This window comes from Bacteroides sp. AM23-12 (assembly GCF_003434395.1).
GTDB lineage: Bacteria > Bacteroidota > Bacteroidia > Bacteroidales > Bacteroidaceae > Bacteroides > Bacteroides thetaiotaomicron.
Window position 1 is genome coordinate 155,400 of the sequence record NZ_QTLF01000007.1, and the last position, 26,082, is coordinate 181,481.

The window sequence follows — 26,082 nt, forward strand, 5'->3', positions numbered from 1 at the left end:
TTTAGGAGGAATAAGCAATGTCAAGAATAGGAAAATTACCCATTAGTATCCCTGCTGGAGTGACAGTCACTCTGAAGGATGATGTGGTTACCGTTAAGGGACCCAAAGGCGAACTTAGCCAATATGTGAATCCTGCTATCAATGTTGCCATTGAAGACGGACACGTGACTTTAACAGAAAACGAAAAAGAAATGATTGATAACCCGAAGCAAAAGCATGCTTTCCACGGTTTGTATCGTTCTTTAGTTCATAACATGGTTGTGGGCGTGTCTGAAGGATATAAAAAGGAACTGGAACTTGTCGGTGTAGGTTACCGTGCTTCTAACCAAGGTAACATCATTGAACTGGCTTTAGGTTATACACACAATATTTTCATTCAATTGCCTGCTGAGGTGAAAGTTGAAACTAAGTCTGAAAGAAATAAGAATCCTCTTATTATATTGGAATCGTGTGACAAACAATTGCTTGGTCAAGTTTGCTCTAAAATACGTTCTTTCCGTAAACCTGAACCATATAAGGGTAAAGGTATTAAGTTTGTTGGCGAAGTAATTCGTAGAAAGTCTGGTAAATCAGCCGGCGCTAAGTAAATCATATAAAATTAGATTATTATGACAACAAAAATAGAAAGACGAGTTAAGATCAAATATAGAGTACGCAATAAGATTTCAGGTACTGCTGAACGTCCGCGTATGAGTGTATTTAGAAGTAACAAGCAAATTTATGTCCAGATTATCGATGATCTTTCTGGTAAGACACTGGCTGCTGCTTCTTCTTTAGGTATGGCTGAGAAAGTCGCAAAGAAAGAACAAGCTGCTAAAGTTGGTGAAATGATTGCTAAAAAGGCTCAGGAAGCAGGTATAACTACTGTTGTTTTCGACCGTAATGGTTACTTGTATCATGGGAGAGTAAAAGAAGTAGCTGATGCTGCTCGTAACGGTGGACTTAAATTTTAATCATTATGGCAGGAGTTAATAATAGAGTTAAGGTTACTAACGATATAGAACTGAAGGATAGATTGGTTGCTATTAATCGTGTTACTAAAGTTACCAAAGGTGGTAGAACTTTTAGTTTCTCTGCAATCGTTGTTGTAGGTAACGAAGAAGGTATTATCGGTTGGGGACTTGGTAAAGCAGGTGAAGTAACAGCTGCTATCGCTAAAGGCGTAGAATCAGCTAAAAAGAACCTGGTGAAAGTACCTGTTTTGAAAGGTACTGTTCCTCATGAACAATCAGCTAAGTTTGGTGGTGCTGAAGTATTCATCAAACCTGCATCTCACGGAACCGGTGTAGTAGCTGGTGGTGCTATGCGTGCTGTATTGGAAAGTGTTGGTATTACTGACGTTTTGGCAAAATCTAAAGGTTCTTCAAATCCGCACAACCTTGTTAAAGCTACAATTGAAGCTTTGAGTGAGATGCGTGATGCAAGAATGATTGCTCAGAACAGAGGTATTAGTGTTGAAAAAGTATTTAGAGGATAAGGAGGAGATATGTCAACTATAAAGATTAAACAAGTTAAAAGTAGAATTGGTGCTCCAGCTGATCAGAAAAGAACTCTTGATGCACTGGGACTTCGCAAACTGAACCGTGTGGTTGAACACGAAAGCACTCCTTCAATTCTTGGAATGGTAGATAAAGTAAAACACTTGGTTGCCATTGTTAAGTAATTATTTGTTGAATAAAAAAACGAATTACAATATGAACTTAAGTAATTTAAAACCTGCAGAAGGATCTACTAAGACAAGAAAGAGAATAGGACGTGGTGCCGGTTCTGGTTTGGGTGGTACTTCTACAAGAGGTCATAAAGGAGCTAAATCAAGATCTGGATACTCTAAGAAAGTTGGCTTTGAAGGTGGTCAGATGCCTCTTCAACGTCGAGTACCTAAATTTGGTTTTAAGAATATCAATCGTGTAGAATATAAGGCTATCAACTTGGATACAATTCAGACGCTTGCAGATGCTAAGAATCTGACAAAAGTTGGTATTAGCGACTTTATTGAAGCAGGATTTATTTCTTCAAATCAATTGGTTAAAGTATTGGGTAACGGAGCTCTGACTAACAAGCTGGAAGTAGAAGCTAACGCATTCTCTAAGAGTGCTGCTGCTGCTATTGAAGCTGCTGGTGGAACTGTAGTAAAACTCTGATTCAATGAGAAAAGCTATTGAAACATTAAAGAATATATGGAAGATTGAGGATCTGAGACAGCGGATCCTCATCACCATATTGTTTGTGGCAATTTACCGTTTCGGATCATATGTCGTATTACCGGGTATTAATCCGGCAATGTTGGCAAAATTGCACGAACAAACAAGTGAAGGCCTTTTAGCCTTGTTAAATATGTTCTCTGGAGGAGCATTTTCTAATGCCTCTATTTTTGCATTAGGAATCATGCCTTATATCTCTGCATCTATCGTTATTCAGCTATTGGGAATCGCTGTGCCGTATTTCCAAAAGTTGCAGCGCGAAGGTGAGAGCGGCAGAAGAAAAATGAATCAATATACTCGTTATCTGACGATTGCTATATTGTTAGTTCAGGCCCCTTCTTATTTGCTCAATCTTAAAATGCAGGCTGGCCCTTCCTTAAATGCTTCATTAGATTGGACTCTGTTTATGGTTACCTCTACCATTATTTTGGCAGCAGGTAGTATGTTTATTTTGTGGCTTGGTGAAAGAATAACTGATAAAGGTATTGGTAACGGTATTTCATTTATCATCCTGATCGGTATTATCGCTCGTTTCCCTGATGCTTTGATACAAGAAGTTGTATCCAGAGTAGCAAATAAGAGTGGTGGTCTGATTATGTTTATAATTGAAGTCGTATTCTTATTGTTAGTGATTGGTGCTGCAATCTTGTTGGTACAAGGTACAAGAAAGATTCCTGTACAATATGCTAAAAGAATCGTAGGTAATAAACAATATGGTGGTGCAAGACAGTATATTCCTTTGAAGGTGAATGCTGCTGGTGTAATGCCTATAATCTTTGCTCAGGCAATCATGTTTATTCCAATTACATTTATCGGTTTTTCCAATAATGTAAATAACGCAGGCGGTTTCTTGCATGCGTTTACAGATCATACAAGTTTCTGGTATAATTTTGTTTTTGCGGTAATGATTATATTATTTACATATTTCTATACTGCAATTACAATCAATCCGACTCAGATGGCTGAGGATATGAAGAGAAATAATGGTTTCATCCCTGGTATCAAACCGGGAAAGAAAACAGCAGAGTATATTGATGATATCATGTCTCGTATTACTTTACCGGGTTCTTTTTTCTTGGCATTGGTTGCTATTATGCCTGCTTTTGCTGGTATATTTGGGGTTCAAGCTGGATTTGCTCAATTCTTCGGCGGTACATCTTTGTTAATTCTTGTAGGTGTTGTTCTTGATACACTGCAACAGGTTGAAAGTCATTTGTTGATGAGACATTATGATGGTCTGTTGAAATCAGGTCGTATTAAGGGACGCGCTGGTGTAGCGGCATATTAATTCTTTAGAATAGAAATGATATTTCTTAAGACAGAAGATGAAATAGAATTGCTCCGTCAGAGTAACCTGCTTGTCAGTAGAACTCTAGCTGAGGTTGCTAAAGTGGTGAAGCCTGGTGTAACTACACGTGAGTTGGATAAAGTTGCTGAAGAATTCATTAGAGATAATGGGGCAACTCCAACTTTTAAAGGATTCCCGAATCAATATGGAGACCCGTTTCCTGCATCCATCTGTACTTCTGTAAATGAGCAGGTAGTACATGGAATCCCGGGGGATATTGTTCTGAAAGACGGCGATATCGTATCTGTGGATTGCGGAACTTATATGAATGGTTTTTGTGGAGATTCTGCTTATACTTTTTGTGTAGGAGAGGTAGACGAAGAAATTCGTAACTTGTTGAAGGGAACTAAAGAAGCGTTATATATCGGTATTCAGAATGCAGTGCATGGAAAAAGAATCGGAGATATCGGATATGCTATTCAGCAATATTGTGAGTCTCATTCTTATGGTGTAGTGCGTGAGTTTGTCGGTCACGGCATCGGTAAGGAAATGCACGAAGATCCCCAGGTACCTAATTATGGTAAAAGAGGATATGGTCCTTTGATGAAAAGAGGTCTTTGCATTGCAATTGAGCCGATGATAACGTTGGGAGACAGACAAGTGATTATGGAAGGTGACGGATGGACTGTGAGGACCAGAGATCGTAAATGTGCTGCGCACTTTGAGCATACGGTAGCTGTTGGAGCTGGTGAGGCTGATATTTTGTCTTCATTCAAATTCATAGAAGAAGTTTTAGGAGATAAAGCAATATAATATGGCAAAGCAATCTGCAATAGAACAAGATGGAGTTATAGTTGAAGCATTGTCTAATGCAATGTTTCGTGTTGAATTAGAAAACGGACATGAGATTACTGCACATATTTCAGGTAAGATGCGTATGCATTACATCAAGATCTTGCCGGGAGATAAAGTGAGAGTCGAAATGTCTCCTTACGACTTATCGAAAGGAAGAATTGTGTTTAGATATAAATAAAATTAAGATATGAAAGTAAGAGCATCATTAAAGAAACGCACGCCAGAATGTAAGATCGTTAGACGTAATGGCCGTTTGTATGTTATTAACAAGAAAAATCCTAAGTATAAACAACGTCAAGGATAATTTGTTATTTTTGCAAAAAAAATAATTTAGTATATGGCTATAAGAATAGTTGGTGTAGATTTACCTCAGAATAAAAGAGGTGAAATTGCGTTGACCTATGTATATGGAATAGGTCGCAGTAGTTCAGCAAAAATTTTAGATAAAGCTGGTGTAGATAAAGATCTGAAGGTTAAAGACTGGACAGATGATCAAGCTGCTAAGATTCGTGAGATTATCGGTGCAGAGTATAAAGTAGAAGGTGATCTTCGTTCTGAAATCCAATTGAACATTAAGCGATTAATGGATATTGGTTGTTACCGTGGTGTACGTCATCGTATTGGTCTGCCGGTTAGAGGTCAGAGCACTAAGAACAATGCACGTACTCGTAAGGGTAGAAAGAAAACCGTTGCTAATAAGAAAAAAGCTACTAAATAATAATTGTTGATATGGCAAAAAAAACAGTTGCAGCTAAGAAGAGAAATGTGAAAGTAGACGCTAATGGACAGTTACACGTTCATTCATCTTTCAACAATATTATTGTTTCTCTTGCAAACAGTGAAGGGCAGATTATCTCTTGGTCATCTGCAGGAAAGATGGGATTTAGAGGTTCAAAAAAGAATACTCCTTATGCAGCTCAGATGGCTGCCCAAGATTGTGCAAAAATTGCATTTGATCTTGGCCTGAGAAAGGTAAAAGCATATGTGAAGGGTCCAGGTAACGGACGTGAGTCTGCTATTAGAACTATCCACGGAGCTGGTATTGAGGTTACAGAGATCATCGACGTAACTCCACTTCCACACAATGGTTGTCGTCCTCCGAAAAGACGTAGAGTTTAATTTACCTTTAACTTAAAATGATCTTGATTTTGTTTTTGGATTGCAATAATTTCTTCTCTGCAATCGCGGCTGCAACAAATTGAGTTCATGAATAAACAATTAAATATTTAAAAGAAATGGCTAGATATACTGGACCAAAATCAAGAATAGCCCGTAAATTCGGTGAAGGCATCTTTGGAGCTGATAAAGTTTTGTCAAAGAAGAACTATCCTCCCGGACAACACGGAAATTCAAGAAAAAGAAAAACTTCTGAATATGGTGTGCAACTTCGTGAAAAGCAGAAAGCGAAATACACTTATGGAGTTTTAGAAAAACAATTCCGCAATTTGTTTGAAAAAGCCGCTACCGCTAAAGGTATTACCGGTGAGGTGCTTCTTCAATTGCTGGAAGGCCGTCTTGACAACGTAGTATTCCGTTTGGGTATTGCTCCTACACGTGCTGCTGCTCGTCAGTTGGTTAGTCACAAGCATATTACTGTAGATGGTGAAGTGGTAAACATTCCTTCATTCGCAGTAAAACCAGGACAATTGATTGGTGTTCGTGAAAGATCTAAATCTTTGGAAGTAATTGCTAACTCTCTTGCAGGTTTCAATCACAGCAAATACGCTTGGTTGGAGTGGGATGAAACTTCTAAGGTCGGTAAAATGTTGCATATACCTGAAAGAGCAGACATTCCTGAGAACATTAAAGAACATTTGATCGTTGAATTGTATTCTAAATAATAATTAATTTCATGGCGATATTAGCATTTCAAAAACCTGATAAAGTATTAATGTTGGAGGCGGACTCCAGATTCGGTAAATTCGAATTTCGTCCGTTGGAACCGGGGTTTGGTATTACCGTAGGTAATGCATTACGCCGTATCCTGCTCTCTTCATTAGAGGGTTTTGCTATCACTACTATCAGAATAGATGGTGTGGAGCATGAATTTTCTAGTGTACCTGGAGTAAAAGAGGATGTTACCAACATTATCTTGAATCTGAAACAAGTGAGATTCAAGCAAGTAGTTGAAGAATTCGAGAGCGAAAAAGTGAGCATCACTGTCGAGAATTCAAGTGAATTTAAAGCAGGTGACATAGGTAAGTATTTGACTGGATTTGAAGTGTTAAATCCGGAATTAGTTATTTGTCATTTAGATTCTAAGGCAACTATGCAGATTGATATTACAATTAACAAGGGTCGTGGATATGTTCCTGCTGATGAAAATCGCGAATATTGCACGGATGTTAATGTAATTCCAATCGACTCTATTTATACACCGATACGTAATGTCAAGTATGCTGTAGAAAACTTCCGTGTAGAACAGAAGACTGACTACGAAAAGCTAGTGCTTGAGATTAGTACCGACGGTTCTATACACCCGAAGGAAGCGCTGAAAGAAGCTGCAAAAATTCTGATCTACCACTTCATGTTGTTCTCTGATGAGAAGATCACGCTTGAAAGTAACGATACTGATGGCAATGAAGAGTTTGACGAAGAAGTATTGCATATGCGTCAACTGTTGAAGACTAAGCTTGTTGATATGGACTTGTCAGTTCGTGCCCTCAACTGTTTGAAGGCTGCTGATGTAGAAACTCTCGGCGACTTGGTACAATTCAACAAAACTGACCTGTTGAAGTTCAGAAACTTCGGAAAGAAATCGCTTACCGAGCTTGATGATTTGCTGGAAAGTCTGAATCTATCGTTTGGAACCGACATTTCTAAATATAAATTAGATAAAGAATAAAAAATGAGACATAATAAAAAATTCAATCATTTAGGTCGTACTGCTTCTCACAGAAGCGCTATGTTATCTAACATGGCTTGCTCCTTGATCAAGCACAAAAGAATCACTACGACTGTGGCAAAGGCAAAAGCTTTGAAGAAGTTTGTTGAGCCTTTGATTACAAAGTCTAAAGAAGATACTACGAATTCTCGTCGTGTTGTATTTAGCAACCTGCAAGATAAGATTGCAGTAACAGAATTGTTCAAAGAAATCTCGGTTAAGATTGCTGACCGTCCGGGTGGTTATACTCGTATCATCAAGACTGGTAACCGTTTAGGTGATAATGCAGAAATGTGTTTCATTGAGTTGGTTGACTACAATGAAAACATGGCTAAAGAAAAAGTTGCTAAGAAAGCTACTCGTACTCGTCGTTCTAAGAAGAGTGCCGAAGCTGCTGCTCCTGCTGCAGTTGAAGCTCCTGCAACTGAAGAACCAAAAGCTGAATCAGCTGAATAATTTTACAGTTATTCTTATACATATAAAAAAGGCTACTCATACGGGTAGCCTTTTTTGTATCCTTATGTTTTAGTTATCCTAAGATACATTAAAAGATTTACCGAATGAACTTTTCATAAGAATTATCTGTTATATTTGCAGGAGAATATGGCAAAATTTGTAAAGGTAATATTGTTTCTGTTGCTGGCGGTTGCCCTTCATGGGGTCGCAGGCAATGTTTTCACTGAAAAGCAGGTGGAACAACCAGAGCATGCTGTTACATATTCTATGAAACCGCAGGGGCAGATTAATGCTCCAGAATCTCCTTATCTTCCTGTGGCTGAATTAACTAATTTGCAAAGCCATCAGATATCGGTGACACGCATCCAACGTGTGCAAATCGGTGAATACTTCTCTTCTCTGAGAAATGTGCTGCAATGTTGTGCAGACCGTGATAACTCGCTGTCACAGCATTGGGGAAGGATTTATAATACTACAACTTCCTATTATTGCCAGCCTGCAAGTGAATATTATGTATTTACTTTAAGGCATATTATTATTTAGACGTTTATTTATTGGTATTATTTTACGGATTGCTGGCGTTAATTATATAGTGCCGGTCAGTCTTTATTATCTTCATATTTTTACTAATAATTTAAACTTCAATATTATGGCAACTCAAGCTATTGATGCTACTATATTTGCATCTTCACATCCCGATATCGCTAAACGTACGAGTATCTCCGGTCTTTTAATTTCTTGTGTAATGTTACTGATTGGTATTTTATCTTTTGCTTCTACTTTTGAACTGGAAGATAAATCGTCTACTGTCAGTATGGCTCTGATGGTCTTTGGAACAGGATTGTTCCTTTTAGGTATATTCCGGCTTTTCTGGAAGTCAAAAGAAGTGGTCTATGTACCGACAGGAAGCATAGCGAAAGAGCGTAGTATTTTCTTTGATCTGAAGCATATGGACAAGTTGACTGACCTTGTTAATTCCGGTTCATTTTCTGCGGATTCAAAGATTAAGAGTGAGGCAAGTGGTAATATACGTATGGACGTGATACTATCTGCTGATAATAAATTTGCAGCTGTACAGCTATTCCAGTTTGTACCTTATACATATCAGCCGGTGACTGCTGTGCATTATTTTACCAATGATGCAGCTGCAGCTGTTGCTGCGTTTCTGACTAAAAGTCAATTGAATTAAAGTGCTTAATGCCAAATGGTATTCATGTTGATGGCGAATTGTCATTCATCAGAAGATCATTTCTAAGATAGTCAAGTGCAGGGATGCAGGGATAAATGGATAATGGATTGATAATTACTGAATATCGCACTTCTATGTCTTAATAGCTTAGATACAAGCAGGCTTTAAGGAATAATTTGACATGTGGGGATTAACCGTCGATGACGGCAATCCCCATTTTTTTCATTAAGAAGCACGCATTCATGTTCTGTGCGACTCCGCTTCTCATCTGGTATGAAAATGTCAGTTCGTTGTTGGTAATGTCCGCTTCGAAACAATAATTCCGGATATTTTGTGGAAAAGCATCTATTAGTGTGCCTAGCAGTAGGTCATGAGTAGCGATAATACCATTGGCATCCATGCTCATGAACTGTTTGATTAAGGCAAAAGAACCTTTCTGTTTATCCATAGAGTTAGTTCCTTTCAGAATTTCATCAAGGATGATAAATAATTCTTCTCCGGCTTTGAGTTTATCAATGATTAGTTTCAGTCGTTTGAGTTCGGCGAAGAAGTAAGATTCGTTGTCGGTGAGTGAATCACTTGTCCGGAGGCTGGTGACAAGACGAGCGGGAAATATTTCCATTTTCGCAGCCCATACAGGAGCACCAATGCAAGCCAAGAGGTAGTTGACACCTACGGTGCGCAGGTAAGTACTTTTGCCTGCCATGTTGGCGCCGGTAATAATGATAAAGAACGGGCGTTTCTCCATATCGATTCCATTGCGGACACATTTATTGCGGTTCATGAGCGGATGCCCTAAGGCTTCGGCTTGCAGATGGAAAGACTGAGAAGTTATTTGAGGATAGATGTAATCCGGATGGTTGTATGAGAATGTTGCAAGAGAACAATAAGCATCAATTGCTCCGATAGCTTCGATCCAGCGGGGAAGATCTGCGGAGTGTGCTTCTTTCCATTTCTCGATTTGCATGACTTGGCGGAGTTCCCAAAATAGGAGGCCGTTCAAGATGGTGCTCATTAGCAGATTACCTCGCTGGTCGAGTGCATTCATGAGTTTAGCAAGGCGATGTACGGACTGGGAAGCTGTTTGATTTTGGCTTGTAAGTTCGGCTTTCAGTTGTTGCAATGCAGGGCTGTGCATCTCTTTTTTCTCGGTGATGAGAATCTGGTCGGCGTAAGTAGACAGAATTTGTAGTTTTTCGCCATACGTCGCTTGTATTTTGGTTATTCCTTTTGAGAAGATAAAACTGAATACGACAAAGCATGCAAATACTATCCCGCTGATGCTTGCAGGGAGAAATCCCAGTATCGTTGCGCCGATACACAGGAGGTTTATAATACCTACTGCTGTCGGGAGGATACGGAGGAAAGCGTGTTTCCGATAGTCGCTCGGACTGTTTACCCATTCTTTAATTGCAGAGGTGTCGGATGGCTTGCCTTTATAAAGTAATCCGAGCAGGCGGAATTGTTGTCGAAACTCAAGTTCTGAAGATAGTTCCCGAATCGCTTCCTGACGTTGTTCGATAGCTTCTTTTTCTTCCAGATGTGCATTGAACCAGTTGGCAAGACGCTGTTTGCCGATGGGGGTCGAAGTACGATTGATATACTGGAATAGTGAGTGCTCGCCAAATATGTCCAAGTCGAAAGTATAGAGATGAGACGGATCGATGTATTCCTTTCCGTTGTCGAAGTCGGAAAAGTCATATTGCAGTGCTCGTAGTTCCTGCTGATTGATTTCTATTTTCTTTTTGAGATAATCTTTCCAGTAAAACCATCGGTTGTGGCTTTGCACCAGCCAAATGAAAGCGATGATGGGAATTACGGTAAAGACGATGAGCTTTAACCATCCATCAGACCAAAAAATAATAGCGGAGGCTACTGCTTCTACGAATAAGATCAGTCTCAGAAGGCTGATATAGCGAATGCGTTTCCGCGCTTTTTGTAGTTGTTGTTCTGTTTCCTGAATGATTTGTTGATAGGTTGCTATAATATTTTCTTGTTTTTCCATACGATTATATTGCTTTTCGGACAAAGGTAATATAATTCGTAAAAGGCAGAATGGGAGCGTGTTTTTGTAAAGAGCAGATTTACTCTTTATTAACGGTCATTCAGTAATCGGTGATGAAGCAAGTTGTGATGGTTTAGAGTAAAGTTACATAGGAAATAAACACACTTTGTTATTGTCACTTGTCACCTTTGCGTGATAAGTGTCTTATAATTAGTCAAGTAATGGTGATAATAACCGGTGATAATAAGGTGATAATAGATGTTTTTCTGCTTTCTATTATCACCTGTTTTTAATAGACAATACGGTTAATTTGCTGATTATCAGTGGTAAGCGCACTGTTTTAAAGCCTTTGCCTATTTATGTTAAGAACTCCCTTTTAGGCATGAATGTACGTTGTTTATGCCATATATTACTTCCTGTATGCCGCCTATATTAAGACAAGACTCGGCAACCTTAACCTGTAAACAAGGTTTGACTAATATATTTTGTTCGTTTCATATTTTCGTTTCACGTCCGTGATCTGTTCGGTTCACGTATGTGAGCTCAATAGTTTACGTACGTGGACTGATGGGAGCATGTACGTGAAACGATTTATTGTTACTGACGGAATATATTAATCATGCCTGCATAATAGCATAATGAATCGTTCATTTGCTGTTGTTCCCGGGAGCTTATTCTTTCATAGTTGATATGGGGCTGACTAAAAAGTCGGTAGTATCTTAAATCTTCTCCTTCCCGAAGGGAGGGGAATTGGAGATACTACCGACTTTTTAGTCAACCCTGACGACTCAGGTATTAACGCCTGATATTCCGGATGAAAAAAGACAAGATAAGATTATAAAAAGAACCATAAACCGTATCTCATGAGTAAACGAACTTCGGGGACGATTGACTTGCTTCCGGGATAATTGTGTGTAAGAGGTGCTGTGCCAAGAAGGCGAAAGGGGCTTCTTGGCTTCTTTTTTCAACATTTCTTTTTCCATTCTTGCATTTATGCGCTAAAATTTATAACTTTCCACTCGAAAAGGCGTTGAATGAAGAAAGGAGGATGGCTTATGAAGAAAGGATATATTTTGTGGTTGCTGATAAGCGTGATTAGCCTTCCGGTAGTTGCGCAGAATATCATTTATTCAAACTTGAAGGAGTTGATGGCTCAAGATGGCGATACCCTTGCAGTGTTGCGAGTAGAGAAGCGTTCCAGAAGCCAGATTCTATTGACAGGCGGGGCTGACTACCGGATAACGGCAGGCAATGATGAATCTATGTGCCGCCAGTTGAAGAAGCGTTGTTTTGCGGTGCGTACTTCTGAAGGAGACTTATTTATCAACTGTCGTAAGTTGCGTTATAAAAAGATGCGTTTCGGGGCGTGGTATGCTCCGGCTGTTCAGTTGGGCAAAAATATCTATTTCTGTGCGATGCCATTAGGGTCGGTAATCGGTGGAACATTTGCAGAAGAAGATGATGTGAAACTGGGCGGAAATGTGGGAGATGCTCTTGCTGCTTCAAGTCTGGTTACTAAACGGGTCTGCTATGAGCTGAACGGTGAGACCGGAAAGATTGATTTTGTAGGAAAAGAAAAGATGGCGCAACTGCTGGAAAAACATCCGGAATGGAAAAAAGCCTACCTTACAAAAGACAGTCAGGAAGCGAAGCATACCTTCAAGTATCTGCAAATGCTGTGTGGTGAGCAGCAGAAAGAATAAATAATACCTTTCTGATAATAAATCTACCAAAACCTTTGTCTTTTCTCTTCTTTTTTTCTATATTGCGAAGAGTTATAGAACTGTATTGCTTACAGTTTGTAATCCTTAATTCTGCTTATTATGAAGATAACTCTTGGCAACACGTTACCTCCCTACCCAGCTTTCATAGAAGGTATCCGGAGGGCCCCCGACCGTAGTTATATGCTTACGCCGGCGCAGACAGCTACGGCATTGAAGAATGCATTGCGCTATATCCCCTTGGAATTGCATGAGCAACTGGCACCTGAATTTATGGAAGAATTGCGTACCCGTGGGCGAATTTACGGATACCGCTTCCGCCCCGCAGGCGATCTGAAAGCCAGACCGATTGATGAATATCGTGGCAAATGTGTGGAAGGCAAAGCCTTTCAAGTAATGATTGACAACAATCTCTGTTTTGATATCGCGTTGTATCCCTATGAGCTTGTTACTTATGGTGAAACCGGACAAGTTTGTCAGAACTGGATGCAATACCTTCTGATCAAGCAATATCTCGAAGAACTTACTCCTGAGCAAACACTGGTCATTGAGTCCGGACATCCGTTGGGACTGTTTCGTTCCCGTCCCGATGCTCCCCGCGTTATTATTACCAACTCTATGATGATAGGCCAGTTCGACAATCAGCACGATTGGCACATTGCCGCACAAATGGGAGTTGCCAACTATGGGCAGATGACGGCGGGCGGCTGGATGTATATCGGTCCGCAGGGTATTGTTCATGGCACTTTCAACACATTACTCAACGCCGGGCGATTGAAACTCGGCATTCCGCAGGACAAAGATTTGCGTGGTCACCTCTTCGTATCTTCCGGTTTGGGAGGAATGAGCGGGGCACAGCCAAAGGCAGCCGAAATAGCCGGAGCAGCCTCTATTATAGCCGAAGTCGATAGCTCCCGTATCGAAACACGTTATCGGCAGGGATGGGTAGGCCATGTCACACAGGACCTGTCGGAAGCTTTCCGCCTGGCAAAAGAAGCGATGGAACGTCGGGAACCTTGCTCGATAGCCTATCATGGCAACGTCGTTGATTTGCTGGAATATGCGGAACGCGAGCAGATTCATATTGAACTTTTGTCCGATCAGACCTCTTGTCATGCCGTTTACGAAGGAGGCTACTGTCCCGTAGGCTTGACTTTCGAAGAGCGCACCCGCCTTCTTCATGAATCTCCTGATCAGTTCCGTCGTCTGGCAGACGCTTCTTTGCGCCGCCATTTTGAGGTAATCCGGAAACTGGTGGCATGCGGCACTTACTTCTTCGATTATGGCAACTCCTTTATGAAAGCGATTTATGATGCCGGAGTGAAAGAGATTTCCCGCAATGGAGTTGATGAGAAAGACGGATTTATATGGCCGAGTTATGTAGAAGATATCATGGGACCCCAACTCTTTGATTATGGCTATGGCCCCTTCCGATGGGTATGTCTGAGCGGTAGGCACGAAGATCTGATAAAAACGGACCGTGCCGCAATGGAGTGCATTGATGTCAATCGACGGGGACAGGATCTGGATAATTATAACTGGATACGCGACGCCGAAAAGAACAGGCTGGTAGTAGGTACTCAGGCACGTATTCTCTATCAGGATGCTGTAGGAAGAATGAATATCGCCCTCCGTTTCAATGAAATGGTACGGCGGGGAGAAGTAGGACCGATTATGTTGGGCCGTGATCATCACGATGTGAGTGGAACCGATTCTCCTTTCCGTGAGACATCGAATATCAAAGATGGAAGTAATGTCATGGCTGATATGGCCGTGCAGTGTTTCGCTGGAAACTGCGCCCGTGGCATGAGCTTGGTAGCCCTGCATAATGGCGGCGGAGTCGGCATCGGAAAAGCGATTAATGGCGGCTTCGGCATGGTATGTGACGGCAGCGAACGGGTAGACGAGATACTTCGCTCGGCTATGCTTTGGGATGTGATGGGCGGAGTGGCCCGCCGTTCGTGGGCCCGCAATCCGCATGCAATGGAAACTAGTGGCGCTTTCAATGAATCACATTCGGAAGGGTATCATATAACGATGCCTTATCTGGCTGATGACGAGCTGATTAAAAAGACAATAAAAGAAGCATTGTAATAGAAAGTAACGAAATAGAGAAATAAATATGAATTGGAGTAAGATCATCGAATGTGTCCCCAACTTTAGCGAGGGACGTGATTTGGAGAAAATAGACAAGATAGTAGCCCCTTTTCGTGGCAAATCCGGCGTGAAGCTGCTCGATTATAGCAATGATGAAGATCATAACCGTCTGGTAGTCACTTTGGTTGGCGAACCGGAAGCCTTGCGCGATGCAGTCATTGAAGCTATCGGCATTGCTGTCCGTCTGATAGACCTTAATCATCATAGCGGACAGCATCCCCGCATGGGAGCGGTGGATGTGGTTCCTTTCATCCCGATCAAGAATACGACGATGGAAGAAGCCGTCGCCCTGTCGAAAGAAGTGGCTTCCCGGGTGGCGGAACTATATAATCTCCCTGTCTTTCTGTATGAAAAGTCCGCCACAGCCCCGCATCGGGAAAATCTGGCCTCCGTCCGTAAGGGAGAATTTGAAGGAATGGCGGAGAAAATCAGACTTCCCGAATGGCAGCCCGACTTCGGCCCTGCCGAGCGTCATCCCACTGCCGGAACGGTAGCTATCGGTGCCCGAATGCCGCTAGTCGCTTATAACATCAATCTGAGTACCAATAATCTTGAAATAGCCACGAAGATAGCAAAAAATATCCGGCATATCAACGGCGGTCTCCGCTACGTCAAAGCAATGGGGGTGGAACTGAAAGAGCGGAATATCACCCAAGTATCCATTAATATGACCGATTACACCCGCACCGCCCTTTACCGTGCTTTCGAATTGGTGCGTATTGAGGCCCGCCGCTATGGAGTGACGATTGTTGGAAGTGAGATCATTGGTCTGGTGCCGATGGAAGCGCTGATAGATACGGCCTCCTATTATTTAGGACTGGAGAATTTCTCCATGCAGCAGGTGCTGGAAGCGCGTATCATGGAATAGCGCCCGGAGTATTAAAATAATGTGCGTCCGATATAAAGCTGCTGAAACTTATATCGAATTATGATTGAAATAGTAAGAACCGAATAATAAAAGATCAATGAGTGAAAACCTGATTATATTCAATGCCCGTATTGTCACCCCGACAGGAATCTCCGCCCGTAAAGGTGCGGAAATGGGACAACTCCGCATCATAGAAAACGGAACGGTAGAAGTGACCAAAGGCATCATCACTTACGTCGGCGAGAGTCGTGGCGAAGATCGTGACGGCTACTACCAGCATTACTGGCATTACAACGCCCGGGGACATTGCCTGCTTCCGGGCTTTGTCGATTCGCATACCCATTTTGTTTTTGGCGGAGAACGTTCCGAAGAATTTTCATGGCGGCTGAAAGGCGAAAGCTATATGTCCATCATGGAACGTGGCGGAGGGATAGCCAGTACCGTAAAAGCTACCCGGCAAATGAATTTCCTGAAACTTCGCTCGGCAGCCGAAGGCTTTCTGAAGAAGATGAGTGCTATGGGAGTCACCACGGTAGAAGGTAAAAGCGGTTATGGACTCGATCGGGAAACAGAGCTGCTGCAACTGAAAATAATGCGCAGCCTGAACAATGACGAGCACAAACGTATCGACATTGTATCCACTTTCTTAGGAGCCCACGCCCTTCCCGAAAAGTATAAAGGAAGAGGAGACGAATACATCGACTTTCTGATTCGTGAAATGCTCCCCGTTATCCGCGAGAACGAACTTGCCGAATGTTGTGATGTCTTTTGCGAACAAGGAGTTTTCTCTGTCGAACAGTCCCGCCGCCTCCTTCAGGCAGCCAAAGAACAAGGCTTCCTGTTAAAGCTCCATGCCGATGAAATCGTTTCCTTTGGTGGCGCTGAGCTGGCTGCCGAACTGGGCGCTTTGTCTGCCGATCATCTGCTTCAGGCTTCCGATGCCGGAATCCGTGCAATGGCCGACGCAGGAGTAGTAGCTACCCTGCTGCCTCTGACGGCTTTCGCACTGAAAGAACCTTATGCACGCGGTCGTGAAATGATTGATGCCGGCTGTGCCGTGGCACTTGCCACAGACTTGAATCCGGGAAGCTGTTTCTCCGGTTCCATCCCGTTGACCATTGCTTTGGCGTGTATTTACATGAAACTTAGCATCGAAGAAACCATCACTGCCCTTACACTGAACGGAGCTGCTGCCCTTCATCGGGCAGACCGGATCGGAAGCATCGAAGTAGGCAAGCAAGGCGACTTTGTCATACTGAATTCGGACAATTATCACATTCTGCCATACTACGTGGGCATGAACTGTGTCATCATGACTATTAAAGGCGGTATGCTATACCCCGTCAATTGATAACTAAAATCATAAAATACCATGTTAGCAGATTTAACCGTAAAAGATTTCTTAGATAAGGTAGCCGGCAATGATCCGGTACCCGGCGGTGGCAGTATTGCCGCTTTAGGTGGAGCATTGGCTTCCGCTTTGGCCACGATGGTGACGAGACTCACCATCGGCAAGAAAGGATATGAAGCCAGCGAAGAAGTAATGCAGCACGCACAGACGATTACCACCCGATTCCAAAAAGAATTCATCGCCCTGATTGATAAAGACTCCGAAGCCTATGATGAAGTTTTTGCCTGTTTTAAACTTCCCAAAGCTACCGATGAAGAAAAAGCTGCCCGCAGCGCTGCCATTCAGGAAGCCACCAGGCATGCCGCTCTCATTCCGATGGAAGTTGCCCGAAAAGCACTCGAAGTGATGCCCGTCATAGCAGACATCGCCCGTCTGGGGAATCGGAACGCTATTACAGACGCTTGTGTAGCCATGATGGCGGCACGATCCGCCGTATTGGGGGCATTGCTGAATGTCCGCATTAATCTGGGGGTACTCAAAGACAAAGAATTTGTCCAAGAATTGCAAGCCGAAGCAGACCGGATAGAGCAAACCGCCTGCCGGAAAGAGAAAGAATTACTGGATGCCGTCAACCAAGACTTACGCGTATGAGCAAGAATGTGTATCAAATAGGTTCCGGAGAACTGACCTTCGAAATCATCGAACGGATCATCAACGAGAATCTGAAGCTGGAACTGGCTCCCGAAGCCAAGCTCCGCATTCAGAAATGCCGTGATTATCTCGACCATAAAATAGCTTCTTCCGAAGAACCTCTTTATGGCATCACCACCGGCTTCGGCTCGTTATGCACTAAAAATATATCTCCCGGCGAATTGGGAACCTTGCAGGAAAACCTGATAAAGAGCCATGCCTGCAGTGTAGGCGAAGAAATCCGTCCTGTCATCATCAAACTGATGATGTTGCTCAAAGCCCACGCTCTCTCGTTGGGACATAGCGGCGTGCAACTAATCACCGTGCAGCGTATTCTTGACTTTTTCAATAACGACGTACTGCCCATCGTCTATGATCGCGGTTCTTTGGGAGCTTCCGGCGATCTCGCCCCATTAGCCAATCTGTTCCTTCCTTTGATCGGTGTGGGCGACGTCAACTATAAAGGAAAGAAATGCGAAGCCATCAGCGTGCTCGACGAATTTGGCTGGGAACCCGTCCGGCTCATGAGCAAGGAAGGGCTTGCGCTGCTCAACGGTACCCAGTTCATGAGTGCCAATGGTGTATTTGCCATTCTCAAAGCCTTCCGCCTCTCCAAGAAAGCTGACCTGATAGCCGCCCTTTCTCTTGAAGCCTTCGACGGACGTATCGACCCGTTTATGGATTGTATCCAGCAGATACGCCCTCATCCCGGACAGATCGAGACGGGAGAGGCTTTCCGTAAACTGCTGGCAGGCAGCGAACTGATCGAACGTCCCAAAGCGCACGTACAGGATCCTTACTCATTCCGTTGCATCCCGCAAGTGCATGGTGCCACGAAAGACGCTATCCGCTATGTTTCCTCCGTACTGCTGACCGAAATCAATTCCGTCACGGACAATCCTACGATCTTCCCAGACGAAGACAGAATCATTTCCGGTGGAAATTTCCACGGTCAGCCGTTGGCTATCTCCTATGACTTTCTCGCCATTGCTCTAGCAGAACTGGGAAATATCTCCGAACGCCGTGTCTCTCAATTGATTATGGGACTTCGCGAACTTCCGGAGTTTCTGGTAGCCAATCCGGGACTGAACTCCGGCTTTATGATTCCCCAATACGCTGCTGCGTCTATGGTCAGCCAGAATAAAATGTACTGCTATGCCGCATCGAGCGATTCCATCGTTTCGTCCAACGGGCAGGAAGATCATGTAAGTATGGGAGCCAATGCCGCAACCAAACTTTATAAAGTGATGGACAACCTTGAACATATCCTTGCCATCGAACTGATGAATGCTGCGCAGGGCATCGATTTCCGCCGTCCGCTGAAAACGTCTCCGCTGCTGGAGAGTTTCCTGCATGCCTACCGGAAAGAAGTGCCTTTTGTGAAAGACGACATTGTGATGTACAAAGAAATACATAAAACAGTCGCTTTTTTAAAAAGGACTAAGTTAGAGTACTAAACCTCCTTTTTCGCTTTTCGTTAATAATGGTGACTGTTATTGCCGGATAAACGATCGATTCTTATCGATATTTATCCGGCATTTGCCGATTATTCTCCCTCTTACAGCGATAAAACTTTACTTCATATACCGCTATTCCTTACTTTTGCTCCATATTTCCTCTTAACACTTGTTTTCATATACCTCTAATGAATGATAATATTTATCAAATGGGCTATAAATAAAAGGAAACTTGATTTGTTAATTGAGTTTTCTATATATCTTTGTTCCGTTTTTCGCTTTAAATGGTGAAATTATAGAAAACTGAGTCTAACAAAATCTAAAAAGAGTGATGATGGAGCATGGAAGAGACGCGTCCCAAAAGGCGGAGCTGAGAGAGCGGATCATAATGACCGCGACAGAAGCTTTTACTTTGAAAGGTATCAAGTGTATTACGATGGATGACATTGCAGCAGCATTGGGCATTTCCAAACGTACGCTCTATGAGGTTTTTGCAGATAAGGAATCATTATTGAAAGAGTGTATTCTGCAAAAGCAAGCTGAAAGAGACAAATACTTGCAGGAGATATACGAGCAATCCAACAATGTGCTGGAGGTGATACTTGCTGTCTTTCAGAAAAGCATCGAGATCTTTCATCAGACCAACAAGCGTTTCTTCGAGGATATCAAGAAATATCCGAAGGTATATGCAATGATGAAAGACCGTAGTGAAAGTGACTCGGAGAAGACGATGTCTTTCTTTAAGTCGGGGGTAGAGCAAGGTATCTTTCGTTCGGATGTCAACTTTGAGATAGTCAATCTGTTGGTGCGCGAGCAGTTTGATGTGCTGCTGAATACGGACATTTGCAACGAATATCCTTTTATAGAAGTATATGAATCCATCATGTTTACCTATATACGTGGCATTTCCACGGAAAAAGGAGCCAAAGTTTTAGAGGAATTTATATCAGAATATCGTAAAAACCGGGTCGAGCAACAATAGGAGCTAGGTTCGGATGACAAACAATTAAGGATCAAATAGAAACGAGTTTATGAACAGATTGAAAAGATTGACAGGCAAGAAAATGCTTCTGACGGCAATGGCTCTCTGTGCGTTTGGCTTTGCAAAGGCTCAGACGGAGCAGACAACGCAGAATACGCTGACATTGACGTTGGACAAAGCCCTGGAAATAGCGTTGGATGAGAATCCTACGATAAAGGTGGCGGCAGAAGAAATTGCCTTAAAGAAAGTTGCAAGTAAGGAAGCATGGCAGAGCCTGTTACCCGAAGCAAGCCTAAACGGATCATTGGATCACACGATCAAAGCGGCTGAAATGAAACTGAACGATATGTCGTTCAAGATGGGGCAGGATGGTACGAATACCGCCAATGCCGGACTGAGCATTAACCTGCCTTTGTTTGCACCGGCAGTCTACCGGGCCATGTCAATGACAAAGACGGATATCGAACTGGCAGTGGAGAAGTCGCGTGCTTCCGAACTGGATTTGATCAATCAGGTAACCAAGGCTTATTATCAGCTGATGCTTGCACAAGATAGTTATGAAGTGCTTCAAGGCAGCTATAAGTTGGCAGAAGATAATTTCAATGTCGTGAACGCCAAATATCAACAAGGTGCAGTCAGCGAATTTGACAAGATCAGCGCAGAAGTACAGATGCGCAGCATCAAGCCGAATGTCATTTCTGCCGCCAATGCCGTGACGCTGGCAAAACTCCAGTTGAAAGTGTTGATGGGCATTACGGCTGATGTGGATATTAAGACTGACGATAATCTGACAAACTACGAATCAATGCTGTTTGCCAATCAGTTGAAAGAAGAAGATATGAGTCTGGAGAACAATACAACGATGAAGCAGTTCGAGCTGAATATGAAATTGCTCGAAAAGAACGTGAAGTCGCTGAAAACGAACTTCATGCCTACTTTGTCGATGAGCTTCTCTTATCAATATCAGTCTTTGTATAATCCGAACATCAATTTCTTTGATTATACGTGGAGCAACAGTTCGTCTTTGATGTTCAATCTGAGCATTCCTTTGTATAGGGCGAGCAACTTTACGAAGGTAAAATCGGCCCGCATCCAGATGCGCCAGCTTGACTGGAACCGTATCGATACGGAGAGAAAACTGAATATGCAGGTAGTCAGCTACCGTAACAATATGACTGCCAGTTCCGAGCAGGTGGTCAGCAACAAAGAAAACGTGATGCAGGCTGAAAAAGCGGTACAGATTGCCGGAAAACGTTATGAAGTCGGTAAGGGAACCGTGCTTGAACTTAACAGTTCGCAGGTATCACTGACGCAGGCACAACTTACTTACAATCAATCAATCTACGATTACCTGGTAGCTAAGGCTGACCTTGATCAGGTTTTGGGAAAACAATAAAGATAGACAACTAAAATTACAACTAAGGAATATGAAAAAAGGTATCCAATTAGTGGCTCTGCTATTGACAGTAGTAATGAGCTCATGTACGGGTGGAAAAGATAAGGCTGCTGTGAAACAGGAAGACGAGAAGCCCAGAGTAAAAGTGGCTGATGTAACAGCCCGTCCCGTAGATCAGATACAGGATTATACAGCGACGGTAGAAGCTGAAGTAAAGAACAACATTGCTCCTTCGTCACCTGTCCGCATCGACCGGATTCTGGTAGAAGTGGGCGACCGTGTATCCAAAGGCCAGAAGCTGGTGCAGATGGATGCAGCCAACCTCACACAGACGAAACTGCAACTGGACAATCAGAAAATTGAATTTAATCGTATCGACGAACTTTATAAGGTAGGCGGTGCTTCCAAATCAGAGTGGGATGCTGCGAAGATGCAGCTCGATGTGAAGCAGACTGCTTATGATAATCTGGTAGAGAATACGTTTCTGTTGAGCCCGATCAACGGAGTAATCACTGCCCGTAATTACGATAATGGTGATATGTATAGTGGCGGAAGTCCGGTGCTGGTAGTAGAGCAGATCACTCCGGTCAAGCTGATGATCAATGTGTCTGAAACCTACTTCACGAAGGTGAAGAAAGGCGAACCGGTAGATGTGAAGCTGGATGTATATGGCGACGAACTGTTCAAGGGAACTATCAGCCTGATCTATCCGACTATCGACGCAACTACCCGTACTTTCCAGATCGAGATCAAGTTGGACAACAAAGATCAGCGTGTACGTCCGGGAATGTTTGCCCGTGCTACCTTGAACTTCGGTACGGCGGACAACGTCGTAGTACCCGACTTGGCTATTGTGAAACAGGCAGGTTCCGGCGATCGCTATGTGTACGTTTATAAAGATGGCAAAGTGTCCTACAACAAAGTGGAGTTAGGCAGACGTATGGGCTCGGAGTATGAGCTGAAATCCGGTGTGCCCGATAACTCGCAGGTGGTAGTGGCCGGACAGGCACGTCTGATAAACGGTACGGAAGTAGAGATCGAGAAGTAAAATCACTATTAAACTAATCACTATAAAGAAATGAGTTTATACGAAGGTGCGGTTAAGAAACCGATTATGACCTCCCTCTGCTTTCTGGCAGTGGTGATTTTTGGTCTTTTCTCTTTGTCCAAGTTACCTATCGACTTGTATCCGGACATCGATACAAATACGATCATGGTAATGACCGCATATCCTGGCGCAAGTGCTTCGGATATAGAAAATAACGTTACCCGGCCGCTGGAGAATACCTTGAATGCGGTGAGTAACCTGAAACATATTACCTCTCGTTCTTCCGAGAATATGTCATTGATTACATTGGAGTTTGAGTTTGGTAATGATATTGACGTGCTGACGAATGATGTACGTGACAAACTCGACATGGTAAGCTCACAGCTGCCGGATGATGTCGAGAATCCGATCATCTTCAAGTTCAGTACGGACATGATTCCGATTGTATTGCTTTCGGTACAGGCCAATGAGAGCCAAGCCGCGCTTTACAAGATACTGGACGACCGTGTGGTTAACCCGTTGGCACGTATTCCCGGTGTGGGAACGGTGTCTATCAGTGGTGCGCCGCAGCGTGAGATTCAGGTATATTGCGACCCTAACAAACTGGAAGCTTATAACCTGAGCATTGAAACTATCAGCTCTATTATCGGAGCCGAAAACAAGAATATTCCGGGCGGTAACTTCGATATCGGTAGTGAGACGTATGCCCTCCGTGTGGAAGGGGAGTTTGATGATTCCCGCCAGTTGGCAGATATCGTAGTAGGTACGCACAATGGAGCGAATGTCTTCCTGCGTGATGTGGCCCGCATCGTGGATACGGTGGAAGAGCGTGCGCAGGAAACCTATAATAACGGTGTGCAGGGTGCGATGATTGTGGTTCAGAAGCAGTCGGGCGCCAACTCTGTAGAAATTTCCCGTAAGGTAGAAGAAGCGCTTCCGCGTTTGCAGAAGAACCTGCCGAGTGATGTGAAGCTGGGAGTGATTGTCGATACTTCCGATAATATCTTGAATACGATTGACAGTTTGGCAGAGACTGTAATGTATGCCTTGCTGTTCGTTGTGATCGTCGTGTTCCTGTTCCTGGGGCGCTGGCGTGCGACATTGATTATCTGTATCACGATTCCGCTTTCGTTGATCGCTTCCTTTATCTATTTGGCGATTACCGGAAATACGATCAACATTATCTCACTGTCGTCTCTGTCTATTGCCATCGGTATGGTGGTGGATGATGCGATTGTGGTACTTGAAAACGTGACGACACATATTGAGCGTGGCTCGGACCCGAAACAGGCAGCAGTACATGGAACGAATGAGGTGGCTATTTCCGTAATCGCTTCTACGCTGACCATGATCGCTGTGTTCTTCCCGTTGACCATGGTAAGCGGTATGTCCGGTGTGCTCTTCAAACAGCTGGGCTGGATGATGTGTGCCATCATGTTTGTGTCTACCGTGGCGGCTCTGTCACTGACCCCGATGCTCTGTTCGCAATTACTTCGTTTGCAGAAGCGCCCGTCGAAGATGTTCAAGCTCTTCTTTACTCCGATAGAGAAAGCGTTGGACGCACTCGATACAGGTTATGCGAAAATGCTGAACTGGGCAGTTCGTCATCGTCCGGTTGTGATTGTGGGATGTATTGCTTTCTTCGTTGTCAGCTTGCTGTGTGCGAAAGGAATCGGTACGGAGTTCTTCCCTGCACAGGATAATGCCCGTATTGCTGTTCAGCTTGAATTGCCGATCGGTACACGAAAAGAGATTGCTCAGGAACTTTCCGAGAAGCTGACTAACCAGTGGCTGACGAAGTATAAAGATATCATGAAGGTATGTAACTATACCGTAGGTCAGGCGGACTCGGATAATACGTGGGCTTCCATGCAGGACAACGGCTCGCACATTATTTCCTTCAACATCAGTCTGGTAGACCCGGGAGATCGTGATATCTCACTGGAAGCAGTCTGTGACGAGATGCGTCAGGACTTGAAAGGTTATCCGGAGTTCAGCAAGGCACAGGTTATTCTGGGAGGTAGTAATACAGGTATGTCTGCTCAGGCAAGTGCCGACTTTGAGATATACGGATACGATATGACGATGACTGATAGCGTAGCAGCCCGTTTGAAACGTGAGTTGCTGACTGTGAAAGGGGTGACCGAGGTGAACATCAGCCGTAGTGACTACCAGCCCGAGTATCAGGTTGATTTCGACCGTGAGAAGCTGGCGATGCACGGACTGAACCTGGCTACAGCCGGTAACTACTTGCGTAATCGTATCAATGGTGCCGTTGCTTCCAAATATCGTGAAGACGGGGATGAGTATGATATCAAAGTGCGCTATGCACCCGAATATCGTACAAGTCTGGAAAGCATCGAGAACATCCTTATTTATAATGCCAAAGGCGAGTCCGTGCGTGTAAAAGATGTCGGAAAGGTAGTCGAACGTTTTGCGCCTCCTACCATTGAGCGTAAAGACCGTGAACGTATCGTGACCGTATCCGCCGTTATCTCCGGTGCTCCGTTGGGTGACGTAGTGGCAGCAGGTAACAAGCTTATTGATAAGATGGATATTCCGGGAGAAATCACGATTCAGATTTCCGGTTCGTATGAAGACCAGCAGGATTCGTTCCGCGACTTGGGAACATTGGGTATCCTGATTGTCATTCTTGTATTCATCGTAATGGCAGCACAGTTCGAGTCTCTGACTTATCCGTTCATTATCATGTTCTCTCTGCCGTTTGCATTTAGTGGAGTCTTGATGGCGTTGTTCTTTACGGGCAGTACGCTGAGTGTAATGAGTTTGCTGGGAGGTATCATGCTGATCGGTATTGTGGTGAAGAACGGTATTGTGCTCATCGACTACATCACGCTCTGTCGAGAGCGGGGTATGGCGGTCATCAACTCTGTGGTGACATCTGGTAAGAGCCGTCTCCGTCCGGTATTGATGACAACAGCCACGACCGTTCTGGGTATGATCCCGATGGCTATCGGTGGCGGACAAGGTTCTGAGATGTGGAGTCCGATGGCGATTGCCGTAATCGGTGGTCTGACGGTATCTACTGTGTTGACACTCGTCCTGATTCCTACGCTGTACTGTGTATTTGCCGGAACAGGTATCAAGAACAGACGTCGTAAACTCCATCGCAAACGCGAACTGGATGTCTACTTCCAGGAACATAAAGATGAAATTATTAAGAAATAACAGAAAAGAAATATGAAATCAGTATTGATAACATTCGATCAGGCGTATTACGAACGGATCATGGCATTGCTCGACCGTCTGAACTGCCGGGGCTTTACATACCTTGAAAAGGTGCAGGGACGTGGCTCAAAGACAGGCGATCCGCACTTCGGTAGTCATGCCTGGCCCAGTATGTGTTCGGCTATCCTTACGGTGGTCGATGACAATAAAGTCGATCCGTTGCTGGATACACTACATAAGATGGACTTGCAGACCGAACAGCTGGGATTACGTGCATTTGTATGGAACATTGAACGGACCATCTAGCGTTCGTACAGTGAATAAATAATCGGAAGGGAGAATCTA

General features: G+C 43.6%; 28 protein-coding genes. 27 read left to right on the plus strand and 1 reads right to left on the minus strand.

The genetic code is table 11. The annotated features are described in order from the left end of the window. Window positions 1–17 precede the first annotated feature (17 nt). The 16 genes from rplF (at window position 18) to DW640_RS09695 (ending at window position 8,873) form a co-directional block, all read left to right on the plus strand. Entirely contained in the window at window positions 18–587 is a 570-nt protein-coding gene (gene rplF, locus DW640_RS09620; RefSeq protein WP_008765429.1) for a 50S ribosomal protein L6, read from the plus strand. A 21-nt stretch (window positions 588–608) separates the two neighbouring features. Then, window positions 609–953 (plus strand): 50S ribosomal protein L18, encoded by a 345-nt coding sequence (rplR, locus tag DW640_RS09625; RefSeq protein ID WP_008765430.1) that lies wholly within the window; start codon window positions 609–611, stop codon window positions 951–953. Window positions 954–958: 5 nt separating this feature from the next. Further along, complete coding sequence (rpsE, locus tag DW640_RS09630) at window positions 959–1,477, plus strand: 30S ribosomal protein S5 (RefSeq protein WP_008762045.1); 519 nt, start codon at window positions 959–961, stop codon at window positions 1,475–1,477. A gap of 9 nt (window positions 1,478–1,486) precedes the next feature. After that, window positions 1,487–1,663 carry a 50S ribosomal protein L30 gene (rpmD, locus tag DW640_RS09635; RefSeq protein WP_004296332.1) on the plus strand — a complete coding sequence of 59 codons (177 nt, stop codon included), beginning with the start codon at window positions 1,487–1,489 and terminating at the stop codon, window positions 1,661–1,663. A gap of 31 nt (window positions 1,664–1,694) precedes the next feature. Further along, entirely contained in the window at window positions 1,695–2,141 is a 447-nt protein-coding gene (rplO, locus tag DW640_RS09640; RefSeq protein WP_008762046.1) for a 50S ribosomal protein L15, read from the plus strand. A 4-nt stretch (window positions 2,142–2,145) separates the two neighbouring features. Then, on the plus strand, window positions 2,146–3,489 hold the full coding sequence (secY, locus tag DW640_RS09645; RefSeq protein WP_008762047.1) for a preprotein translocase subunit SecY: 1,344 nt from the start codon (window positions 2,146–2,148) through the stop codon (window positions 3,487–3,489). Window positions 3,490–3,504: 15 nt separating this feature from the next. Continuing rightward, on the plus strand, window positions 3,505–4,302 hold the full coding sequence (map, locus tag DW640_RS09650; protein ID WP_117577958.1) for a type I methionyl aminopeptidase: 798 nt from the start codon (window positions 3,505–3,507) through the stop codon (window positions 4,300–4,302). Window position 4,303: 1 nt separating this feature from the next. After that, on the plus strand, window positions 4,304–4,522 hold the full coding sequence (gene infA / locus DW640_RS09655; protein ID WP_002558052.1) for a translation initiation factor IF-1: 219 nt from the start codon (window positions 4,304–4,306) through the stop codon (window positions 4,520–4,522). Window positions 4,523–4,531: 9 nt separating this feature from the next. After that, window positions 4,532–4,648, plus strand: coding sequence for a type B 50S ribosomal protein L36 (gene ykgO / locus DW640_RS09660; RefSeq protein WP_002558051.1), 117 nt, complete (start codon window positions 4,532–4,534; stop codon window positions 4,646–4,648). Window positions 4,649–4,681: 33 nt separating this feature from the next. After that, a complete protein-coding gene (gene rpsM, locus DW640_RS09665) occupies window positions 4,682–5,062 on the plus strand; it encodes a 30S ribosomal protein S13 (RefSeq protein WP_004296328.1) in 381 nt (126 codons plus the stop codon). Window positions 5,063–5,073: 11 nt separating this feature from the next. Next, on the plus strand, window positions 5,074–5,463 hold the full coding sequence (gene rpsK / locus DW640_RS09670) for a 30S ribosomal protein S11 (RefSeq protein WP_004296327.1): 390 nt from the start codon (window positions 5,074–5,076) through the stop codon (window positions 5,461–5,463). A gap of 116 nt (window positions 5,464–5,579) precedes the next feature. Next, a complete protein-coding gene (rpsD, locus tag DW640_RS09675; RefSeq protein WP_008762050.1) occupies window positions 5,580–6,185 on the plus strand; it encodes a 30S ribosomal protein S4 in 606 nt (201 codons plus the stop codon). Window positions 6,186–6,196: 11 nt separating this feature from the next. Then, window positions 6,197–7,189: a DNA-directed RNA polymerase subunit alpha gene (locus DW640_RS09680; protein ID WP_008762051.1), complete on the plus strand. Its 993-nt coding sequence runs from the start codon at window positions 6,197–6,199 to the stop codon at window positions 7,187–7,189. A 3-nt stretch (window positions 7,190–7,192) separates the two neighbouring features. Continuing rightward, window positions 7,193–7,684, plus strand: a complete 492-nt coding sequence (gene rplQ, locus DW640_RS09685) for a 50S ribosomal protein L17 (protein ID WP_008762052.1) — start codon at window positions 7,193–7,195, stop codon at window positions 7,682–7,684. Window positions 7,685–7,831: 147 nt separating this feature from the next. Continuing rightward, window positions 7,832–8,227, plus strand: a complete 396-nt coding sequence (locus tag DW640_RS09690; protein ID WP_008765431.1) for a hypothetical protein — start codon at window positions 7,832–7,834, stop codon at window positions 8,225–8,227. A 106-nt stretch (window positions 8,228–8,333) separates the two neighbouring features. Continuing rightward, on the plus strand, window positions 8,334–8,873 hold the full coding sequence (locus DW640_RS09695; RefSeq protein WP_008765432.1) for a hypothetical protein: 540 nt from the start codon (window positions 8,334–8,336) through the stop codon (window positions 8,871–8,873). A gap of 190 nt (window positions 8,874–9,063) precedes the next feature. On the opposite strand, the gene DW640_RS09700 is transcribed toward DW640_RS09695, so the two are convergent. Further along, window positions 9,064–10,878, minus strand: coding sequence for a MutS family DNA mismatch repair protein (locus DW640_RS09700; protein ID WP_117577959.1), 1,815 nt, complete (start codon window positions 10,876–10,878; stop codon window positions 9,064–9,066). Window positions 10,879–11,933: 1,055 nt separating this feature from the next. Here DW640_RS09700 and DW640_RS09710 point away from each other — a divergent pair. From DW640_RS09710 to DW640_RS09760, 11 genes are all read left to right on the plus strand, one after another. Then, window positions 11,934–12,581, plus strand: coding sequence for a DUF6563 family protein (locus DW640_RS09710; RefSeq protein ID WP_032850491.1), 648 nt, complete (start codon window positions 11,934–11,936; stop codon window positions 12,579–12,581). Between the two features lie 120 nt (window positions 12,582–12,701). After that, entirely contained in the window at window positions 12,702–14,693 is a 1,992-nt protein-coding gene (locus DW640_RS09715) for a urocanate hydratase (protein WP_117577963.1), read from the plus strand. Window positions 14,694–14,721: 28 nt separating this feature from the next. Continuing rightward, the gene (gene ftcD, locus DW640_RS09720; protein ID WP_008762058.1) at window positions 14,722–15,624 is read left to right on the plus strand and encodes a glutamate formimidoyltransferase; all 903 of its coding nucleotides are present in this window, start codon (window positions 14,722–14,724) and stop codon (window positions 15,622–15,624) included. Window positions 15,625–15,721: 97 nt separating this feature from the next. Next, entirely contained in the window at window positions 15,722–16,975 is a 1,254-nt protein-coding gene (hutI, locus tag DW640_RS09725) for an imidazolonepropionase (RefSeq protein WP_117577965.1), read from the plus strand. 21 nt (window positions 16,976–16,996) lie between these two features. Next, the gene (locus tag DW640_RS09730) at window positions 16,997–17,626 is read left to right on the plus strand and encodes a cyclodeaminase/cyclohydrolase family protein (protein ID WP_117577967.1); all 630 of its coding nucleotides are present in this window, start codon (window positions 16,997–16,999) and stop codon (window positions 17,624–17,626) included. Further along, complete coding sequence (gene hutH / locus DW640_RS09735; RefSeq protein ID WP_011108449.1) at window positions 17,623–19,122, plus strand: histidine ammonia-lyase; 1,500 nt, start codon at window positions 17,623–17,625, stop codon at window positions 19,120–19,122. Before DW640_RS09730 ends, hutH begins: the two co-directional genes overlap by 4 nt. 331 nt (window positions 19,123–19,453) lie before the next feature. Beyond that, on the plus strand, window positions 19,454–20,104 hold the full coding sequence (locus DW640_RS09740) for a TetR/AcrR family transcriptional regulator (RefSeq protein ID WP_055221670.1): 651 nt from the start codon (window positions 19,454–19,456) through the stop codon (window positions 20,102–20,104). Window positions 20,105–20,153: 49 nt separating this feature from the next. Further along, complete coding sequence (locus DW640_RS09745; RefSeq protein ID WP_008762063.1) at window positions 20,154–21,500, plus strand: TolC family protein; 1,347 nt, start codon at window positions 20,154–20,156, stop codon at window positions 21,498–21,500. Between the two features lie 31 nt (window positions 21,501–21,531). Further along, window positions 21,532–22,548: an efflux RND transporter periplasmic adaptor subunit gene (locus tag DW640_RS09750; RefSeq protein WP_008762064.1), complete on the plus strand. Its 1,017-nt coding sequence runs from the start codon at window positions 21,532–21,534 to the stop codon at window positions 22,546–22,548. Window positions 22,549–22,578: 30 nt separating this feature from the next. Then, a complete protein-coding gene (locus tag DW640_RS09755; protein WP_008762065.1) occupies window positions 22,579–25,737 on the plus strand; it encodes an efflux RND transporter permease subunit in 3,159 nt (1,052 codons plus the stop codon). 12 nt (window positions 25,738–25,749) lie between these two features. Continuing rightward, window positions 25,750–26,043, plus strand: a complete 294-nt coding sequence (locus DW640_RS09760; RefSeq protein WP_008762066.1) for a PG0541 family transporter-associated protein — start codon at window positions 25,750–25,752, stop codon at window positions 26,041–26,043. The last annotated feature ends 39 nt before the right edge of the window (window positions 26,044–26,082 follow it).

Excerpts from the sequence above, each read along its gene's own strand:
- DW640_RS09690 (WP_008765431.1), top strand. The coding sequence starts at position 7,832 with ATGGCAAAATTTGTAAAGGTAATATTGTTTCTGTTGCTGGCGGTTGCC.
- rplR (WP_008765430.1), top strand. The coding sequence starts at position 609 with ATGACAACAAAAATAGAAAGACGAGTTAAGATCAAATATAGAGTACGC.
- rpsE (WP_008762045.1), top strand. The coding sequence starts at position 959 with ATGGCAGGAGTTAATAATAGAGTTAAGGTTACTAACGATATAGAACTG.
- DW640_RS09740 (WP_055221670.1), top strand. The coding sequence starts at position 19,454 with ATGATGGAGCATGGAAGAGACGCGTCCCAAAAGGCGGAGCTGAGAGAG.
- DW640_RS09710 (WP_032850491.1), top strand. The coding sequence starts at position 11,934 with ATGAAGAAAGGATATATTTTGTGGTTGCTGATAAGCGTGATTAGCCTT.
- DW640_RS09760 (WP_008762066.1), top strand. The coding sequence starts at position 25,750 with ATGAAATCAGTATTGATAACATTCGATCAGGCGTATTACGAACGGATC.
- DW640_RS09755 (WP_008762065.1), top strand. The coding sequence starts at position 22,579 with ATGAGTTTATACGAAGGTGCGGTTAAGAAACCGATTATGACCTCCCTC.
- DW640_RS09745 (WP_008762063.1), top strand. The coding sequence starts at position 20,154 with ATGAACAGATTGAAAAGATTGACAGGCAAGAAAATGCTTCTGACGGCA.
- hutH (WP_011108449.1), top strand. The coding sequence starts at position 17,623 with ATGAGCAAGAATGTGTATCAAATAGGTTCCGGAGAACTGACCTTCGAA.
- DW640_RS09700 (WP_117577959.1), bottom strand. The coding sequence starts at position 10,878 with ATGGAAAAACAAGAAAATATTATAGCAACCTATCAACAAATCATTCAG.
- rplQ (WP_008762052.1), top strand. The coding sequence starts at position 7,193 with ATGAGACATAATAAAAAATTCAATCATTTAGGTCGTACTGCTTCTCAC.
- rpsK (WP_004296327.1), top strand. The coding sequence starts at position 5,074 with ATGGCAAAAAAAACAGTTGCAGCTAAGAAGAGAAATGTGAAAGTAGAC.
- DW640_RS09695 (WP_008765432.1), top strand. The coding sequence starts at position 8,334 with ATGGCAACTCAAGCTATTGATGCTACTATATTTGCATCTTCACATCCC.
- rpsD (WP_008762050.1), top strand. The coding sequence starts at position 5,580 with ATGGCTAGATATACTGGACCAAAATCAAGAATAGCCCGTAAATTCGGT.
- ftcD (WP_008762058.1), top strand. The coding sequence starts at position 14,722 with ATGAATTGGAGTAAGATCATCGAATGTGTCCCCAACTTTAGCGAGGGA.
- rplF (WP_008765429.1), top strand. The coding sequence starts at position 18 with ATGTCAAGAATAGGAAAATTACCCATTAGTATCCCTGCTGGAGTGACA.
- ykgO (WP_002558051.1), top strand. The coding sequence starts at position 4,532 with ATGAAAGTAAGAGCATCATTAAAGAAACGCACGCCAGAATGTAAGATC.
- DW640_RS09680 (WP_008762051.1), top strand. The coding sequence starts at position 6,197 with ATGGCGATATTAGCATTTCAAAAACCTGATAAAGTATTAATGTTGGAG.
- DW640_RS09750 (WP_008762064.1), top strand. The coding sequence starts at position 21,532 with ATGAAAAAAGGTATCCAATTAGTGGCTCTGCTATTGACAGTAGTAATG.
- rpsM (WP_004296328.1), top strand. The coding sequence starts at position 4,682 with ATGGCTATAAGAATAGTTGGTGTAGATTTACCTCAGAATAAAAGAGGT.
- secY (WP_008762047.1), top strand. The coding sequence starts at position 2,146 with ATGAGAAAAGCTATTGAAACATTAAAGAATATATGGAAGATTGAGGAT.
- DW640_RS09730 (WP_117577967.1), top strand. The coding sequence starts at position 16,997 with ATGTTAGCAGATTTAACCGTAAAAGATTTCTTAGATAAGGTAGCCGGC.
- DW640_RS09715 (WP_117577963.1), top strand. The coding sequence starts at position 12,702 with ATGAAGATAACTCTTGGCAACACGTTACCTCCCTACCCAGCTTTCATA.
- map (WP_117577958.1), top strand. The coding sequence starts at position 3,505 with ATGATATTTCTTAAGACAGAAGATGAAATAGAATTGCTCCGTCAGAGT.
- infA (WP_002558052.1), top strand. The coding sequence starts at position 4,304 with ATGGCAAAGCAATCTGCAATAGAACAAGATGGAGTTATAGTTGAAGCA.
- hutI (WP_117577965.1), top strand. The coding sequence starts at position 15,722 with ATGAGTGAAAACCTGATTATATTCAATGCCCGTATTGTCACCCCGACA.
- rpmD (WP_004296332.1), top strand. The coding sequence starts at position 1,487 with ATGTCAACTATAAAGATTAAACAAGTTAAAAGTAGAATTGGTGCTCCA.
- rplO (WP_008762046.1), top strand. The coding sequence starts at position 1,695 with ATGAACTTAAGTAATTTAAAACCTGCAGAAGGATCTACTAAGACAAGA.